Here is a 1,139-nt window from a genome sequence, read left to right on the forward strand (position 1 = left end):
TCACCGAGCTGCCCGCGCCGGCCGCCGCCCTGGCCGTGGCCCCGCCCAGCGTTGCCACGCAGGGCGGCTGGCCGATGCGCTACTCGTCCTACGTGGGCGGTGGCCAGCTGCCGGACTGGCTGCGCGAGCCGGGTGACCGCCAGCGGATCCTGGTCACCCGCAGCACCCTGACCGGCCCCGGCGACCGGGGGCCGATGCCCGCCGTGGTGGCCGCCGCCGCCGAGGTGGACGCGGAGATCGTGCTGGTCCGTCCCGACGAACGGTCGGCCCGCTCGGTGCCCGGCAACGTCCGGGTGGTCGACTGGATCCCCCTCGACGAGGCGTTGCCGGCGAGCACGGCGCTGGTGCACCACGGTGGGGCGGGCAGCGTCCTCGGTGCCCTCGCCGCCGGCCTGCCCCAACTGGCCACCACGGGTCCCGGGGACCGGCGGCACAACGCCGAGCTGGTGGCCCGCCGGGGCGCCGGTCTGGCGCTGCGTCCCCGCGACATCACCGCGCGGGCCCTGACCCAGCTGCTCACCGACGAGCGCCTGCGTACCGCCGCCGCACAGGTCAGCCGCGAGATCGCCGGGATGCCGGCACCGACCGACCTGGTCGCGCGGCTGACGGCACTGGTCTGACGCCCGCTGGGCGTGGCCACCCCGGACTGTCGCCCGGCTGCGGCAGGATGACCGGATGCGACACGTCGTGCTGTTTCACTCCGTGTACGGGCTGCGCCCCGCCGTGCGCGCCGCCGCCGACCGGTTGCGCGCCGCCGGGCACCAGGTCAGCACCCCCGACCTGTACGGCGTCCCGGCCGCCGACACCGTCGAGGAGGGCTTCGCGCTGCTCGACAAGATCGGCCAGGAGGTGGTGCTGGACCGGGCCCGGGCCGCGCTGCGTGACCTGCCACCGCAGACCGTGCTCGCCGGCTTCTCGATGGGCGCCGGGGTGGCCGGGGCGCTGCTGGCCGAGCGCCCGCCCCGTGTCGACCTGCTGCTGCCACACGCCACCTGGGACCACCCCCCGCTTCGCCCCGGGCCCGACCCCACCCCGTACGCGCGGTGGCTGGGGCGGATCCACCGACGGTGGGTGGACGACGGGCGGCCGGTGTCGATCCGCATGTTCGAGGCGCTGCGCCCGGGCGGCGGAGGCACCGA

2 protein-coding genes are annotated in these 1,139 nt (G+C 77.1%); both read left to right on the forward strand.

The window, feature by feature from the left end; genetic code table 11:
* The coding region (locus KBX53_RS33730) for a nucleotide disphospho-sugar-binding domain-containing protein (protein ID WP_210863896.1) at positions 1-620 on the forward strand (620 nt) is incomplete at its 5' end.
* Between the two features lie 55 nt (positions 621-675).
* The coding region (locus tag KBX53_RS36740; RefSeq protein WP_247676600.1) for a dienelactone hydrolase family protein at positions 676-1,139 on the forward strand (464 nt) is incomplete at its 3' end.

It is taken from the genome of Micromonospora sp. M51 (assembly GCF_018070305.1).
Lineage (GTDB): Bacteria > Actinomycetota > Actinomycetes > Mycobacteriales > Micromonosporaceae > Micromonospora > Micromonospora parva.